11 protein-coding genes and 1 pseudogene are annotated in these 12,962 nt (G+C 64.9%); 5 read left to right on the top strand and 7 right to left on the bottom strand.

From position 1 onward, the window contains the following. Window positions 1-486: 486 nt before the first annotated feature. Both DFLDMN_RS27035 and DFLDMN_RS27030 read left to right on the top strand, forming a co-directional pair. On the top strand, window positions 487-1,245 hold the full coding sequence (locus DFLDMN_RS27035) for a response regulator transcription factor (RefSeq protein ID WP_423198818.1): 759 nt from the start codon (window positions 487-489) through the stop codon (window positions 1,243-1,245). A 206-nt stretch (window positions 1,246-1,451) separates the two neighbouring features. After that, window positions 1,452-2,435: pseudogene (locus tag DFLDMN_RS27030) on the top strand (ShlB/FhaC/HecB family hemolysin secretion/activation protein); the annotation flags it as partial. A 55-nt stretch (window positions 2,436-2,490) separates the two neighbouring features. Here DFLDMN_RS27030 and DFLDMN_RS27025 read toward each other — a convergent pair. Beyond that, complete coding sequence (locus DFLDMN_RS27025; protein WP_423198817.1) at window positions 2,491-3,369, bottom strand: alpha/beta hydrolase; 879 nt, start codon at window positions 3,367-3,369, stop codon at window positions 2,491-2,493. Window positions 3,370-3,718: 349 nt separating this feature from the next. Here DFLDMN_RS27025 and DFLDMN_RS27020 point away from each other — a divergent pair, with 349 nt between their 5' ends. After that, window positions 3,719-4,204, top strand: a complete 486-nt coding sequence (locus DFLDMN_RS27020) for a copper resistance protein CopQ (RefSeq protein ID WP_423198816.1) — start codon at window positions 3,719-3,721, stop codon at window positions 4,202-4,204. Between the two features lie 380 nt (window positions 4,205-4,584). Then, window positions 4,585-5,166 (top strand): TetR/AcrR family transcriptional regulator, encoded by a 582-nt coding sequence (locus DFLDMN_RS27015; RefSeq protein ID WP_423198815.1) that lies wholly within the window; start codon window positions 4,585-4,587, stop codon window positions 5,164-5,166. Window positions 5,167-5,233: 67 nt separating this feature from the next. On the opposite strand, the gene DFLDMN_RS27010 is transcribed toward DFLDMN_RS27015, so the two are convergent. The 5 genes from DFLDMN_RS27010 to DFLDMN_RS26990 form a co-directional block, all read right to left on the bottom strand. Further along, a complete protein-coding gene (locus DFLDMN_RS27010) occupies window positions 5,234-6,028 on the bottom strand; it encodes an alpha/beta fold hydrolase (protein ID WP_423198814.1) in 795 nt (264 codons plus the stop codon). Then, window positions 6,025-7,056, bottom strand: a complete 1,032-nt coding sequence (locus DFLDMN_RS27005; protein WP_423198813.1) for a M14 family zinc carboxypeptidase — start codon at window positions 7,054-7,056, stop codon at window positions 6,025-6,027. The genes DFLDMN_RS27010 and DFLDMN_RS27005 overlap by 4 nt, the downstream gene beginning before the upstream one ends. Window positions 7,057-7,112: 56 nt before the next feature. Next, the gene (locus DFLDMN_RS27000) at window positions 7,113-8,021 is read right to left on the bottom strand and encodes a LysR substrate-binding domain-containing protein (protein ID WP_423198812.1); all 909 of its coding nucleotides are present in this window, start codon (window positions 8,019-8,021) and stop codon (window positions 7,113-7,115) included. Window positions 8,022-8,211: 190 nt separating this feature from the next. Continuing rightward, the gene (locus tag DFLDMN_RS26995) at window positions 8,212-10,359 is read right to left on the bottom strand and encodes a phosphocholine-specific phospholipase C (RefSeq protein WP_423198811.1); all 2,148 of its coding nucleotides are present in this window, start codon (window positions 10,357-10,359) and stop codon (window positions 8,212-8,214) included. A 78-nt stretch (window positions 10,360-10,437) separates the two neighbouring features. Then, window positions 10,438-10,641 carry a hypothetical protein gene (locus DFLDMN_RS26990; RefSeq protein WP_423198810.1) on the bottom strand — a complete coding sequence of 68 codons (204 nt, stop codon included), beginning with the start codon at window positions 10,639-10,641 and terminating at the stop codon, window positions 10,438-10,440. Window positions 10,642-11,139: 498 nt separating this feature from the next. Between DFLDMN_RS26990 and DFLDMN_RS26985 the strand changes: the two genes are divergently transcribed. Beyond that, window positions 11,140-11,652: a hypothetical protein gene (locus tag DFLDMN_RS26985; RefSeq protein WP_423198809.1), complete on the top strand. Its 513-nt coding sequence runs from the start codon at window positions 11,140-11,142 to the stop codon at window positions 11,650-11,652. Window positions 11,653-11,658: 6 nt separating this feature from the next. On the opposite strand, the gene DFLDMN_RS26980 is transcribed toward DFLDMN_RS26985, so the two are convergent. Further along, on the bottom strand, window positions 11,659-12,801 hold the full coding sequence (locus DFLDMN_RS26980; RefSeq protein WP_423198808.1) for a DSD1 family PLP-dependent enzyme: 1,143 nt from the start codon (window positions 12,799-12,801) through the stop codon (window positions 11,659-11,661). Window positions 12,802-12,962 lie beyond the last annotated feature (161 nt).

The raw sequence follows: 12,962 nt of genomic DNA, 5'->3' as shown, positions 1-12,962 counted from the left end.
CGATCGATCTCGACCGACGGACATACGACGCGTATGTACAGGCAATGTGTCCATGCAATCGGGATCTACATCTTTCGCAACAAAATGTAAGGGCGTGTTTTTTGGCATTTTCAGGTCGTTCGACCTTTTCTCGTGCATTTGTTAAACCACGTGCGGCCGCGTAAAGGCGGCATGAGCGAAAGCGGAGCGTGGGTCCGCGAAGTTAGGCGCGGATCTGCGCAAGTTAACGGCACGTGCACCAGGGCAAGGGCGGCATGGTGCATGCACGCCGCGGCACAGATTTACAGTTTTGAAATAGATGATGGTGAACGGGTGCTGCAAGTTACTTATCATCGGCCTCGCACTTAAGTCTGTTTTAAGTGGTATCGCATCTCACCACCACAAATGTCGCCATGGCCAGTTCCGTTGACAGGAGCGGCGCGCTCATAGCGGGAGCGCGGCGGCGTCAGGTCCAACTAGAAGGGGTAATCCTCCGTGAAACTTGCCTTGCTCACCAGAAATCAGGCCGTGCGGCAGACCATCGCGGCCTTCTCGTCCATGGAAGCCGACTGGAATCCATCGTACTTCCACGACAGGCGCGACCTGTTACGTCATCTGGCATCGCGAGATGCCATCGATGTGGTCGTGGTGGATGCGGACTTCGATCTCGACGCGGTCAGCCGGATCGCCTCGTGGCGCGCCTGTCATGCGCGCGACGACTATGCGATCCTCGTGATCGGGCAGTTTCCGCAGCGCGATGCCATGGCGCGTGCGTTCGCCATGGGCGGCGACGATATCGCGGTCGGGCCGTTTCACGTCGAGGAACTGCACGCGCGTACGGTGCACTGCGTGGCGCGTCTGCGCGAGCGCGCGCGTCAGGTTACGCATATCGAGATTGGCGACTACCTGCTGGACCGGCCCTCGCAGACCGCGATGCTGCGCGGCGTCAATGTCGGCCTGACCGCGCGCGAGTTTTCCCTGGCTTGGTTGCTGTTTTCGTTGCCGGGCACGCTCCTGACGCGGGCACGCATTGCGATGGATATCTGGGGCCAGCCGCCCGAGCAGGTCGCGCGCGCGCTTGAGCAACATATCTATAAGGTGCGCCGCAAGCTGTGTCTCGATGGAGACGCCGGATTCAAGCTCAAGGCGGTGTATGGAGGCGGGTATCGCCTGGATGCGACGCTGAGCGCGCGGGCGTCGGCCGCGACGACCGTGACGACCGCGATCAAGGCGCTCGACCTGCAGGTGCCGATGCAGGGCGTATAGGCGATTAGGCAGGAATCCTAGGCGGGAATAGATCTTTCTTTGAATCGCATTTATTTTTGAGAACTTTCTCAAACTCAAGCCAATTCCACGGCTTTATTCTTTGCGCAAAGCCCTGCACGACAGGAATCGCGCAGAGACAGCAGTAGCGCTCAGAGACAGCAGTAACGCTCAGAGACAGCAGTAGCGCTCAGAGACAACAGTAGCGTGTCGGTATCGACAATCCGCTGGGGCTGAACGATGTTTTCCATGTCGGGTACTACCAGGATGTCGCTTTCCGCAACAAGGCGCACGGTACCCGTGGCTGGAACGGGTCGTATTCGGTGCCATGGGGGTACTGGACCGCAACGCTCTCCGCGTATGGCAGCAATTACTACCAGCAGATCGCCGGGATCAATACCACCTTTGTTTCCAGTGGTGAGTCACAGAACGTTGATCTCAAGCTGCATCGCGTGCTGCGTCGCAGTCAGAACGACGTGTTCGGCGCGCAAGTCAGGCTGACGCGTCGGTTTGGCAGAAGCTTTATCGAAGATACCGAGATTCCGCAGCAGCATCGGAACAACACGATCATCGAACTCGGCGTGACCGATCGGCATGACTTTGGCGAAGCTCGGTTCGACGCGACGCTGAGCTTCCGCCAGGGCATTGGCGCATTCGGCGCGCAGGCGGACACGGTGGCTGCCGGAGACGGTCCGACCTGGCGCTTTCGCATGGCCGTGCTGGACGCCAACCTGTCGGTGCCGTTCAGGATCGCGGGTCAACGATTCCGCTACGTCACGGCGTTTCGCGGGCAGTTCACCCATGATCGTCTCTACTATATCGACGACCTGACCATCGGCAGCCGTTACACGGTGCGCGGTTTCGACGGAGAGAGCCAGCTTGCCGGTCAACGCGGCTTTTACTGGCGCAATGAACTCCAGGTGCCGTTCGGCGGCAGGGGGCCATTCCGTGATGGGCACACCCTTTACGCCGGCGTGGACTATGGCCGCGTGCATCGCCTGTCGGCGGCGAGGCTGGTCGGCAGGCGACCGGGTGCGCAGCTCGCCGGTGCGGTAGTGGGCATGCGTGGGGGACTCGGTTCGCGGCTTGGCGGTGTGTCGTATGACTTGTCCGTGGGTGTACCCGTCTACAAACCGAAGGCTTTTCATACCGCTGGTGTGACCAGCGCGGTACAGCTGATCTACCAGTATTGAACATGAGCGCAATGAAGCGCAATGAAGCCACTCCCGCACTTCGAATTGCGGAGTGCTACGTTGCCAGCTCGCCCGTCCGCAGGCATTCGATCACCGGCGCCCAGAACGCGATCATGTGGTCCGGGTTGATCGCCGCGTTGTGCGGCAGGTCGTCAAACGTGATGAACCGGGTCGGGCATCTTGCCACCCGGGCCATATGCTCGGCGTGGCTGAATGGGATGGTCATGTCCTGACGGCTGTGCACCAGCAGCAGCGGCAGCTTCAGGCGGCAGACCCGCGCCGCGTTGTTCCAGGGATCCGGCAGCATCCATGCCACCCACGGAGGAACGCGGCCCGTCACCACGGCAGCGGCGCGGGCCGAGCGGAATCCGGCGCCGATGATGACGCCGTCCGGCGCCGGGCGCAGGCGACGCAATACATCGAGCAGCACGCCCGATCCCAGCGAATAACCCAGGACATAGTGGCGCGCGGCCGCTGGGGTAGCCGCGCGAAAATGTGCATAGGCCGCCAGGGCGTCCTGTCGGACATTGCGGACGGTGGGGCGGCCGGTGCTGGCACCGTAGCCACTGTAGTCAAAGACCAGCGACGTGATCCCGGCCGTGCGGAGCAGGGCCTGAACCGGCGCCCAGTCGGTCAGGGTTTCGGCATTGCCATGGAAAACGCATACCGCCGGCGCCTCGGGCGCCTCGGCTTGCACCAGGGAAGCCTGCAGCAGACGGTCGCCGCTCGGAATCTTGATAGCTCGCGACTTCACCCCCAGATCTAGAGGGGCAGAGGCGCCGTCCCGATTTGTGACGAATGCGCCCTGTTCAGCGGCCTTGTAAAGCAGATGTCGCCCGATTGCTGCGGCTGCGGCGACCGCAAACGCGCCGGCAAGCCAGGTTTTCGGGACGCGTGCGCGGGTGGGCAGATCGGAAGAGGGCGTTGTCGGCATTGGGTTTGCGGGCGATTGGAGCAGTGGTCGCGAAAAATTTTTGGTTCTTTTAGGGTACTCCCTATTGTCACGATAAAAACAATTGTGTGTTGCAGTGCCAAAATTCCCTTGCCTATCTACCTAGTAGTAGATATTCTTCGGTCCATGGACGCGCTGCACTACCCGGCAGCAACAAAGGAAACACCGGAAACCCGCAGCGGCCCAGCAGTACAGCAGTCAGTGAGTACCGGGAGTCGGTCTTTTTTTTAGCCCTCGCTCTCTACCTACCAGTAGATGTAGTTCGAGACAAAAGCGAGACCGCGACACAGACAACGGGCCACGAACGGCCCAAACGAAACGGAGCTGAATCATGAACGCCAAGACTATCCTTACCGCCGCCGCCCTTGCCGCCGCCTTTATCGGTGGTGCCGCCCAAGCCGCTCAAGGTACCCGTGACCCGTACACCGATGGCGCTCGCGCCGCGGCGTTCGATGTCTACAGCGACGGTGCCCGTATCAGCAACCGCGACGGTTACACCGATGGTGCCCGCGTCGGCAAGACCGACCCGTTCACCGATGGTGCTCGCGTCGGCAAGACCGACCCGTACACCGACGGTGCCCGCATCGTGGCAGGCCTGGATCGCGTCGGCGTGTCGGCCGAACCGAGCCGCAAGGTTGACCCGTACCTGGACGGCGCGCGCGATGTGCGTAGCGACCGCAACCCGTTCTACGACGGTGCCCGTCAACGTGACGTGTACACCGACGGCGCCCGCATCGTAGCTGGCCTGGACCGGACCGGTGTCTCGGCCCAGCCGTCGCGCCAGTTCGACGTGTTCACCGACGGCGCGAATGCCTGAGCGCCAGCAATAAGGCAGGAGTTGTATCCGGACTCCTGCCAGAAAGGTTGACGTAGTGCGAGGTACCGGTTGTCTGCGCCGTCTCCGGGCAGTCCCCCGCTGGCGGGAGCCGGCGCGGACAACAGGTACATCAAGATATGTCAGTCGATCCGGCAGGAGCCTCATGAGGGCTCCTGCTTCTCTTATAAGCACTAGAAGAAAGGAGTTTCATCATGAGCATCAAGAACAGTGCCCTGATCCTGGGCGGATGGGTTGCGCTGAGCGTAGTCAGCGGATCCGCTGCCATGCTGGTGGCGCAAGCGCTACCCGCCGCAATGTAACAAGCGACATCGGGATAATCCCGGTTGAGTGTCTATCTTCGTGTAGATAAACTTCGGGCTATGAAAACGCAACCCGTCCGTGAGCAACTGCTCGAGCACACGCTGGTGCTGATCCGCCGTCGCGGTTTCAACGGCTTCAGTTATCGCGACCTGGCCGAGTTGGTGGGGGTCAAGACCTCCAGCATTCACTATTACTTTCCGTCCAAGGACGATCTGGTCCTGGAAGCGGTGAGGGAATACAGTGCGCGCATCACGGAGCGGATCCGCAATATCGATCCCGAGTTGCCGGTGCTGGAACAGGCCAGGCAATACCTGGAACCGATTCGTGCTACCTGCGGTTCGGATCAGATCTGCCTGGCAGGCATGTTGTCGACCGAAGTGCTGTGCCTGCCGGAGTCGGTGCACGCTGTGCTGAAGGATTTCTACGCGATCAACGAGAGCTGGCTGACCCGGCTGCTCGAACGTGGCCAGGCGGAGCGTGAAACGCCATATCCGGTGCCGCCGGCGATGCTTGCGCAGGTGGTGTACGGCGCGCTGCAAAGCGGCCTGATTTCGGCCCGGCTGTTCGGCACGCAGGAGCGTGTGGAATCGGCGGCGCAAACGTTGCTGGGAGCGTTGACCAATAACAAGACGCACCACTGAGCGCAGCACCGATTGCTGTAAACGATACGAAAACCGCCGTGTGACCTCAGGTCGCACGGCGGTTTTTTTATGGCGCGTTCGCCTGCCATGCACTATCCGCTTGCACCACCGCTTGCACCACCTCGCACACCCAGCCGGGATCGTCGTGCGGAAGGTCGTGCCCGGCCCAGGGGTGCCGTCGATGTGGCACTTGCCAGGCTGTTTCCAGGTGCGCCGAGCAGATCGGGTTGACGAGCCGGTCGGCCTGGGAGGACAGGATCAGTGTGGGGCAGGCGGGGCGTTGGCGGTGCGCGTGGAAGCAGGCGGCGGCCATCAGTTGGCGCCAGGCGGCCTGGCGTGAGACCGGGGCGGTCTGGCTGATTTCGACCCAGGCGGCAAGGTCGGCGTCACGCGTGTCGAGACGCTCGCATGTGAGGCGATGGATCGTGCGTTCGCAGCGCACGCGGTCCTGCCAGTGCCTGGCCATGCCGAGCAACGCAGCCCAGGTGTCGGGGCGCAGGCGTTCCCCCACGCTGCAGAATGGGCGCATGCTCGTGTTGATCAGCACGAGCGCGGCCACTTCATCCGGGTAGGTCTGTGCCCAGTCGGTCGCGACCATCGCGCCGAGCGACATGGCGAGGATGCGATAGGGGGGACGACAAGCCGTTCCGATGCCCGGCAGGTCCGGCTGTTGCACCTGCGCGCGCACCGCTGCCAGCATGCCGCGCACATCGACGGGAACTGGCGCGTGGACCTGCGTGCCGTTGCCGGGCAGATCGATGGCAACTGGCCGGCCCAGTCCGCGGCGCTGCCACATTGCGGGCAGGTCGCTCCAGTGACGCGCCTCGCGCGTCAACCCGCGCAGGAAGATCCAGGTGCTCATGATGCCGGCGATCCCTGCCAATGCCTGCGCGCCTGTTCCAGCAGCAGTTGCCGGCGTTCGCCGCTGGGTAGCCAGCGTTCGGGCGAGAACGCGATGCGTCCGAGAAAATCGAACAGGCTTACATGCCGGCGCAATACGCGTGCAGTGCGGTGGGCCTTGATCGGATTGAAGATGCCCGCGCGGGAAAAGATCTGGCGCGGATTCTTCTTGATCCACAGCCATGACCCCAGTTCGAGCGTCATCGGCAAGAACAGGCTGCGCGCGGGCGTGCGGTCATAGGCGTAGTCCCACAGGTCGCCATGCAGCAGGTACTGGTGGCTCTGCGGTTCGAATGCATAGCCATGATGCGGATGCGCCTGCTCGAACATCGTCTTGAGCAGAAACATTTCGGCCAGATGCGGCATATAGGCGTGGGTGCGCGCATACGGAAACCAGATGCTGTCGCGCCAGCCGTAGCCCGAGTGGCAGTCGACCGCAAAGCTGAGCGGCCGCGGCAACAGCTCCCGTTCCACCACTTCCAGCAATGCCGCGCTTTCCGGCTCCATCGGCGCACCCGCACGGCCGCGGAACCACGGCAGCCATGGGCCGATACGCTGACCACCGGCCAGGAAAGGGACGTGCGCATCGGCATTCTGCGGGGCATTGCGCATCAGGTCCACACCGTTCGGGTTGGCGCGCGTGGCCGCCCACATGCCGCCCGGATTGACGATCGGCATGAATACCAACCGCACCGCCTGCAGTTCCCGGTGCAGCAGTTCGTCCCATTGCAGCCGGCATAGCAGCGACCGCATGTAGTCGAGCACCAGTTGGGTGCCGATGCGCTCCAGTCCATGAATGCCACCGAAGATGCCGATGGCCGGCGCGTCGAGCGAGGTCGTGCCCAGGCTGGCCACATGCACACCGAAGCGCTGCCCGTCATGCACCGACACCTCGCAGGCGACGCGCCTGTCGAAATACGGCGCGCCCAGCTCGAGCAGTGTCATCAACTGGTCATACTCGGGAAAGCTCGGGCGGCCCGGTGCGGTCATGGATTGCGGTGCGGCGGATCTGCGCTCCGTGGATCGGCCATTGGTGATGCCATGGGCTAATTCAATATAGGCGTTGCGCGCGTGGTGTCGCAATGCACGCCGCCGGGCAGTACCACGCAGTCGAGCAGGGCGCCGATCAGGCGCGTATGACGCCGCGCCTGCAGGCAGTAGAGGTATTCGTGGATGACCGGTGCGGCTTCGGTAAACGGGATGGCCCGCAGCGCCGGATCGTCGCGCGGTACCTCGCCCACGGGCATCACGCTGACGCCAAGGTTGTGGCGAACGGCTTCGCAGATTGCCTCGCGGCTGCCGATTACCGTATGCGAGGGCAGTTCGAGGCCGGCTTCCGCCAGCGCCGTCTCCATGCCGACACGCGTCATCGAGCCGCGCTCGCGCACGATCAGGTGCTGGCGCGCGAGTTCCGCAATCGCGATGCCGGGCCGGCGCGCGAGCGCATGGCTCGGGTGTACCACGACGACCATCGGGTCGGCGGCCAGCGTGACGCGCGCCAGACGCTCGTCGTCGACGGGATGCGAAGACACCGCGGCATCGATGCGATATTCGAGCAGCGCATCGAGCACGGTCTTCGAGTTGCCGATCTCGATGCTGACATCGATGGCGGGATAGCGCTGGCGAAATGCCGCCACGCTACGCAGGATGTAGAACGGGCCGGTGGCGCCGATGCGCAAGGTGCCAAAGCGAAGGTTGCCGGCATTGCGCAGCAGAAAATCGGCATCGCCTTCCTGCTGCATCATCTGCTCGGCGAGCGGCATCAACGCGATGCCTACCTCGCTGAGGTCGACGCGGCTGGCACGGCGATGAAACAATTCGACGCCGTAGATTTCCTCGAGCTGGCGAATGCGGCCGGTGACGGTGGGCTGGCTTACCCGCAACTGTCGGGCGGCCGTGGTGATACTGCCCTGGCGCGCCACTTCGAAGAAGGTCATCAGCAGGTCGCCAAGCATGGTGGTTTCCGTTTGATCAGCGGGACGACCAGCCAGCGTACCGTGTGATTGTGACGATTTTGCGGCGATTTGTTTTATTGCCGCACGGCGCCTGCGCCTGCCGCCCACCCGCTTCCGCCAGGCATGACGGCAGCAGGTGGGGCGGCGGCGAGGCAGGAGGGAGCAGGCGCGCTTCAATCCCCCCTCGTCATCAGGCGCCCATGGCCGGATCGGAGACCCCGTCCTTGCCATTTTCCACGCGGCCGGCAAAGCGGCGCGTAAAGCCGCCCTGCAGCGTGGTTACCGTAAAGTCGTACCAGTGGCTCTGGTCGGCCAGTTTCCAGAGATGATCGACGCTCTTGCCGGCCGCCACGTCGAAGGTCCACGGGCCGTCGGTGCGATAGGCGTTGGACTTCACCGAGAACGTGCACGGATTGGCGCCGCGGTTGAGCAGCGTGAGCATGACATCGCCATTGGCCACGTCGTAGCAGACGCGAATCTCCGGCGCGGTGGCGCCAGCGGTGGACGGCGTGCTGGCATCGCCGGCAAAGGCGCGATGGAAGCCGTTGGGGCCGACCACCCACAGGTCGTACTTGCCGTTGTCGCGCGTGAACACGTCCCACGTGCCCTCGATGCCCTTGCCGGCGTCCACCGCATAGCGGCGCGGCGGCTCCGCCAGGTGCAGGCGGTCGTACACATGGAACACGGCGGCCTGCGTGCCATCGTTCTGGAACTTCAGGCGCATCAGGCGATTGACCGGCTCTTCCGCGCCGCTGACGTGCAGCGTGTACGGCAGCTTGCGCGACGGACGCGTGCCCGCGGCCTGCAGCGGCAGCGCCTGTGCGCTCTCGGCGGGTTGCGGTACCTGCGGCAGCGCTTCCTGCGCGGTGCGGTCGCTATCGGCCTGCGCCTTGGTGCGCGAAGGCAGCGTGGGCAGCGCGTTGACGTTGGGATTGACGAAGTCGAACGCGCTGGTCAGGTCGCCCATCACGGCGCGGCGGTACGGACTGATATTGGTTTCCATCACGCCAAAGCGCTGCTCCAGGAAGCGCAGCACCGAGGTGTGGTCGAACACCTGCGAATTGACCCAGCCGCCGCGGCTCCATGGCGACACCACATACATCGGCACGCGCGGGCCCGGACCGTAGGGCAGCTTGGTCGTGTGGTATTCGCCGGCGGTGTCCATGGTGGCGCCGCCCAGCACATTGCCGTTGGCGTCGAGGGACGGTGCGCACGGCGGCGGCATGTGGTCGAAGAAGCCGTCGTTCTCGTCGAAGTTGATGATCAGGGCGGTACGGCTCCAGATATCCGGATTCGCGGTCAGCGCGTCGAGCACCTGCTGCGTGTACCAGGCACCCTGCACCGGGCTCGACGGCCCCGGATGCTCGGAGTAGGTCGCGGGCGCGACAATCCACGAGACCTGCGGCAACTGGCCCGCGGCGATATCGTCGCGCAGCGCCTGCAGAAAGCCACCGTCGGGCATGGTGTTGCCGATACCCTTGTAGAGCGGGCTCACCGCTTCGTCGGCCGGGGTATAGGCCGGATACGGTGCGCCGTTGATCTGGTTGCCGCGCGCCGCGTTGGCGGCACGGTATTGCTGAAAGCCGGCCAGCGGATTGTCGGTGAAGTTGTCCGGCAGGTTCTGGTAGACCTTCCAGCTCACGCCGGCGGCCTGCAGGCGCTCGGGGTAGGTGGTCCACGTGTAGTTGATGCCGGTGGCGTCGAGCGAGTCGCCGCTGTTGTCGATCACCGGGCCGCCGTGCGCGCCGGTCGGATCGTTGGTGCCGGTCCAGTGGAACAGCCGGTTGGTGTTGGTGCCGCCGTGGAAGCTGCAGTGGTAGGCATCGCAGATCGTGAAGGCGTTGGCCAGCGCGAACTGGAAGCCGGCTTCGGCCTCGGTGTAGTAGCCCATCGATTGGGGCTGCTTGAAGGTGGGCCAGCGGTTCATGCGCCCGTGGTCCCACGCCAGTTGCGCATCGGGAAAGCTGTGCGGCGTGCCGCTGACGCGCTGCGCGTTGCCCTTGGTGCTGTCGAGGTGGTACGGCATGAGCGTGCGCGTGGCACCGGTGCCGCCGTTGATATAGGTCTGCTGGAAGGCGTTGAGGCCGCCGGCCAGCGGAATCGGAAAGCGGTCGCCGAAGCCGCGCACGCCCTGCAGCGTGCCGAAGTAGTTGTCGAAGGAGCGGTTCTCCTGCATCAGGATGACCACGTATTCCACGTCGCGGATCGATTGCGTCGCATTGTTGGCGGGGATTGCCAGGGCGCGACGGATGGCCGGCGGAAAGGCCGCCAGCGCGGCGGTGGCGGCAACACCGCTGCCCGCCATCTTCAGGAAATTGCGTCGGCTGTTCGAGTTCATGTTGGTTCTTGCCCGGGGATAGGTCAGGTTGGGAAGGGGCAGCCTTGGAGTCGTGCCCGTACCGTGCTCAGGATGCGCTCAGGGTGCGCACTTCATCTGGGGGGTGGTGGCCGGCTGCTCAGGCGTGTCCCCGCCGCCGGTGGCGGGTGGCGGCGTGCCGGCACCGGTGCCGGGCGCGGGGTCGGAGTCGCCGCCGCAGGCGGTGAGCGTTGCGCAGAGCAGCAGGGCCGCCAGCGCGGCGAGCGGGCGCGCGCGGGCAGGGGTGAGAAGGGCGTGAGTCATGGTCGGTTCTCGCTTGCGGAGGGGTGGGCCCGGCGTCGCCGCGCCGGACGTGCGTCATCGGGTTCGGTCGATGCGCACCGCAGCGTAAGAAATGGCGTTTTCGACGCAGTGACATTCCCCGCAAGAAAACTGATGCCGGTATTTGCCGTTTTGGGAAGGTTGTCCAGACATGTGCCGTGTGCAGTACAGCGGCGGGCTTTGGAAGAAAAACCGGAGCAGATTGCAATGAGCTGCTGCAACGCAGCATTGGCTGTGCTATGGTTTTTAGACTTCGCCCTCTAGCGCGCCTCGTCCGGAGGTCTGCGGCCGGCCCGGTTGGATTTCCGGAAAGCCGCGCCAGTGCTGGCTTTGAGGGCCAAAAGGGGTCTGCCGCGCAGTGGCGACGCAGCGTTTTGTTGCGTCCGCACGCGTCCGCAATGGGCTTTGACCCGGCTTGCGTACGCGCCCTTCGGCCTCCACAGTGGCAATGGAAGGAAGTTTGCAGGGAGCTGCATGGAAATGGATGCTGATTCACCTTACGTCTGGCATTACACGGTCGGTGCGCCGCTCGCGGCCATCGCGCGCTCCGGCTGCCTGCGGCCGGGGAATGCGCACGACGCCGACCGGAGCGAGCCCGTTCGCACCGGGCAGCCGGCCGATGCCAGCCGCGCAATTCTCTGGTTCTCGCGCAATCAGAAATGGGATCCGTCCGCCGCCAAGGACGAACGACTGCGCACCGACGCGCGCACGCTGTCGCGCAGCGGATTGCATACCCGCTTTGGCCTCTACCGGTTTGGCTTGCGTGCCGACGACCGCCGGCTGTTGCCGTGGCCGACGGTCACGCGCGTGGCGGACATCGATGTGCCCGACGCGATGGCAATGGTTGCCAGCGGGCTGCGCTGCGGCGCAGCGCCCACCGACTGGATCGGGACGCTGTCCCCGGTGCCGGTCGACGAACTGGTCTTCGAGGCCTGGAATGGCCGGGGCTGGGCCGCGGCCGATCTCTACGAACTGGCAGCGCAGCTCGTGTAACGGGCCTCAGCGGCTGAGGCCACGCGCGGCGACGGGCCAGATGGCCGCCACGGTATCGCCGCGGATGCAGACGATCTCGTCGTAAAGATTCAGGGTCGGGTCGCAATGGCCCGGCACGAGCCGCAGGCGCGCACCCAGTACCGGCAACGCGTGCGCGGTGCCGGTCGGCTTGACGATGCCATGCTCGTCGTTGGCGGCCACGTATTCCAGCGTGCGGGAGGGCGCGCCGGCGGCCTCGTCCCATACCCACGGCAGGCCGGAATCCACCGCCATCGACTTGAGGCCCGCGTCGACCACCACGCGATCGCGCGCCGCCACGCTCATGACCGCGGTAGCGATAAACAGCCCATGGCCGAAGCGCAGCGTGCCGGTGTACGCGTTGGCACCGTAGTCGCCATCCATGAACACATACGAGCCGGGCTGGATTTCCGTATAGACGCCGCTGGCCAGATCGAATTCGACGCTGCCGCTGCCGCCTCCGGTCACCACTTCGCACGTCACGCCCGCGGCGCGCAGATGCGCGACGACGGCGGCGGTACGCCGGGCGGCCTGTGCTGCCGACGCGCGGCGCTCGTGCCAGTCGCGCACGTGCTGAATGCCTCCGTGATAGGCCTGCAGGCCGCGAAAGCGCAGGCGGCCGTACCGGGCAATCTGTTCCACCAGGCGCAGCGCGGACGGTGCATCGGCCACGCCACAGCGGTTCTGGCCGACATCGATCTCGACGAAGACGTCGAGGCGGCTGTCCGCCTCCGCACAGGCCGCCGCGAGCGCCGCTACCTGCGTGGCATCGTCGACGCAGACGCTGAGCCGCGCCGAGCGGGCCAGTTGCGCCAGCATGGCGGCCTTGGCGGGACCTGCGACCTCGTTGCTGATATGGATGTCGGTCACGCCGGCGGCGACGAACGGCACCGCTTCGCTGACCTTCTGGCAACACACGCCCACGGCGCCGCGCGCGATCTGCGCCAGCGCGATATCGGGACACTTGTGGGCCTTGGCGTGCGGGCGCAGGTGCACCCCGGCAGCGCTGGCCGCGGCCTGCATGCGGTCGAGGTTGGCTTCAAGGACATCGAGGTCCAGGACCAGCGAGGGCGTGTCGATTTCGGCGGCGGACTGACCGGGGCGTGCGGCGGGAGGCAGGACGAAGGGCATGGCGATGGTGGGGCGATGTTGGGGCGATGGTGGGCCGACGGGCGTAGCGCGGCGCGACCCGCAGCGTGCGCCGACAACCGCATGAAGGTGCGGCAAGCGTAGCACGTTGCGCGCCGGAGTTGCGGGCACGGCACCCTTTTGCACGGTGGCGGACGCCGACT

This window comes from Cupriavidus sp. H19C3 (assembly GCF_049393815.1).
In the GTDB taxonomy this organism is placed as follows: Bacteria; Pseudomonadota; Gammaproteobacteria; order Burkholderiales; family Burkholderiaceae; genus Cupriavidus.
The sequence above is the reverse complement of the archived record's forward strand: the minus strand, read 5'-3'. Positions and strand labels throughout refer to the sequence as shown.

What these genes read in the sequence shown, in the direction of transcription:
- DFLDMN_RS27010 (WP_423198814.1), bottom strand. Translation starts at nt 6,028, where the DNA reads ATGAGCACCTGGATCTTCCTGCGCGGGTTGACGCGCGAGGCGCGTCAC.
- DFLDMN_RS27015 (WP_423198815.1), top strand. Translation starts at nt 4,585, where the DNA reads ATGAAAACGCAACCCGTCCGTGAGCAACTGCTCGAGCACACGCTGGTG.
- DFLDMN_RS26980 (WP_423198808.1), bottom strand. Translation starts at nt 12,801, where the DNA reads ATGCCCTTCGTCCTGCCTCCCGCCGCACGCCCCGGTCAGTCCGCCGCC.
- DFLDMN_RS27025 (WP_423198817.1), bottom strand. Translation starts at nt 3,369, where the DNA reads ATGCCGACAACGCCCTCTTCCGATCTGCCCACCCGCGCACGCGTCCCG.
- DFLDMN_RS27020 (WP_423198816.1), top strand. Translation starts at nt 3,719, where the DNA reads ATGAACGCCAAGACTATCCTTACCGCCGCCGCCCTTGCCGCCGCCTTT.
- DFLDMN_RS27005 (WP_423198813.1), bottom strand. Translation starts at nt 7,056, where the DNA reads ATGACCGCACCGGGCCGCCCGAGCTTTCCCGAGTATGACCAGTTGATG.
- DFLDMN_RS26985 (WP_423198809.1), top strand. Translation starts at nt 11,140, where the DNA reads ATGGATGCTGATTCACCTTACGTCTGGCATTACACGGTCGGTGCGCCG.
- DFLDMN_RS26990 (WP_423198810.1), bottom strand. Translation starts at nt 10,641, where the DNA reads ATGACTCACGCCCTTCTCACCCCTGCCCGCGCGCGCCCGCTCGCCGCG.
- DFLDMN_RS26995 (WP_423198811.1), bottom strand. Translation starts at nt 10,359, where the DNA reads ATGAACTCGAACAGCCGACGCAATTTCCTGAAGATGGCGGGCAGCGGT.
- DFLDMN_RS27000 (WP_423198812.1), bottom strand. Translation starts at nt 8,021, where the DNA reads ATGCTTGGCGACCTGCTGATGACCTTCTTCGAAGTGGCGCGCCAGGGC.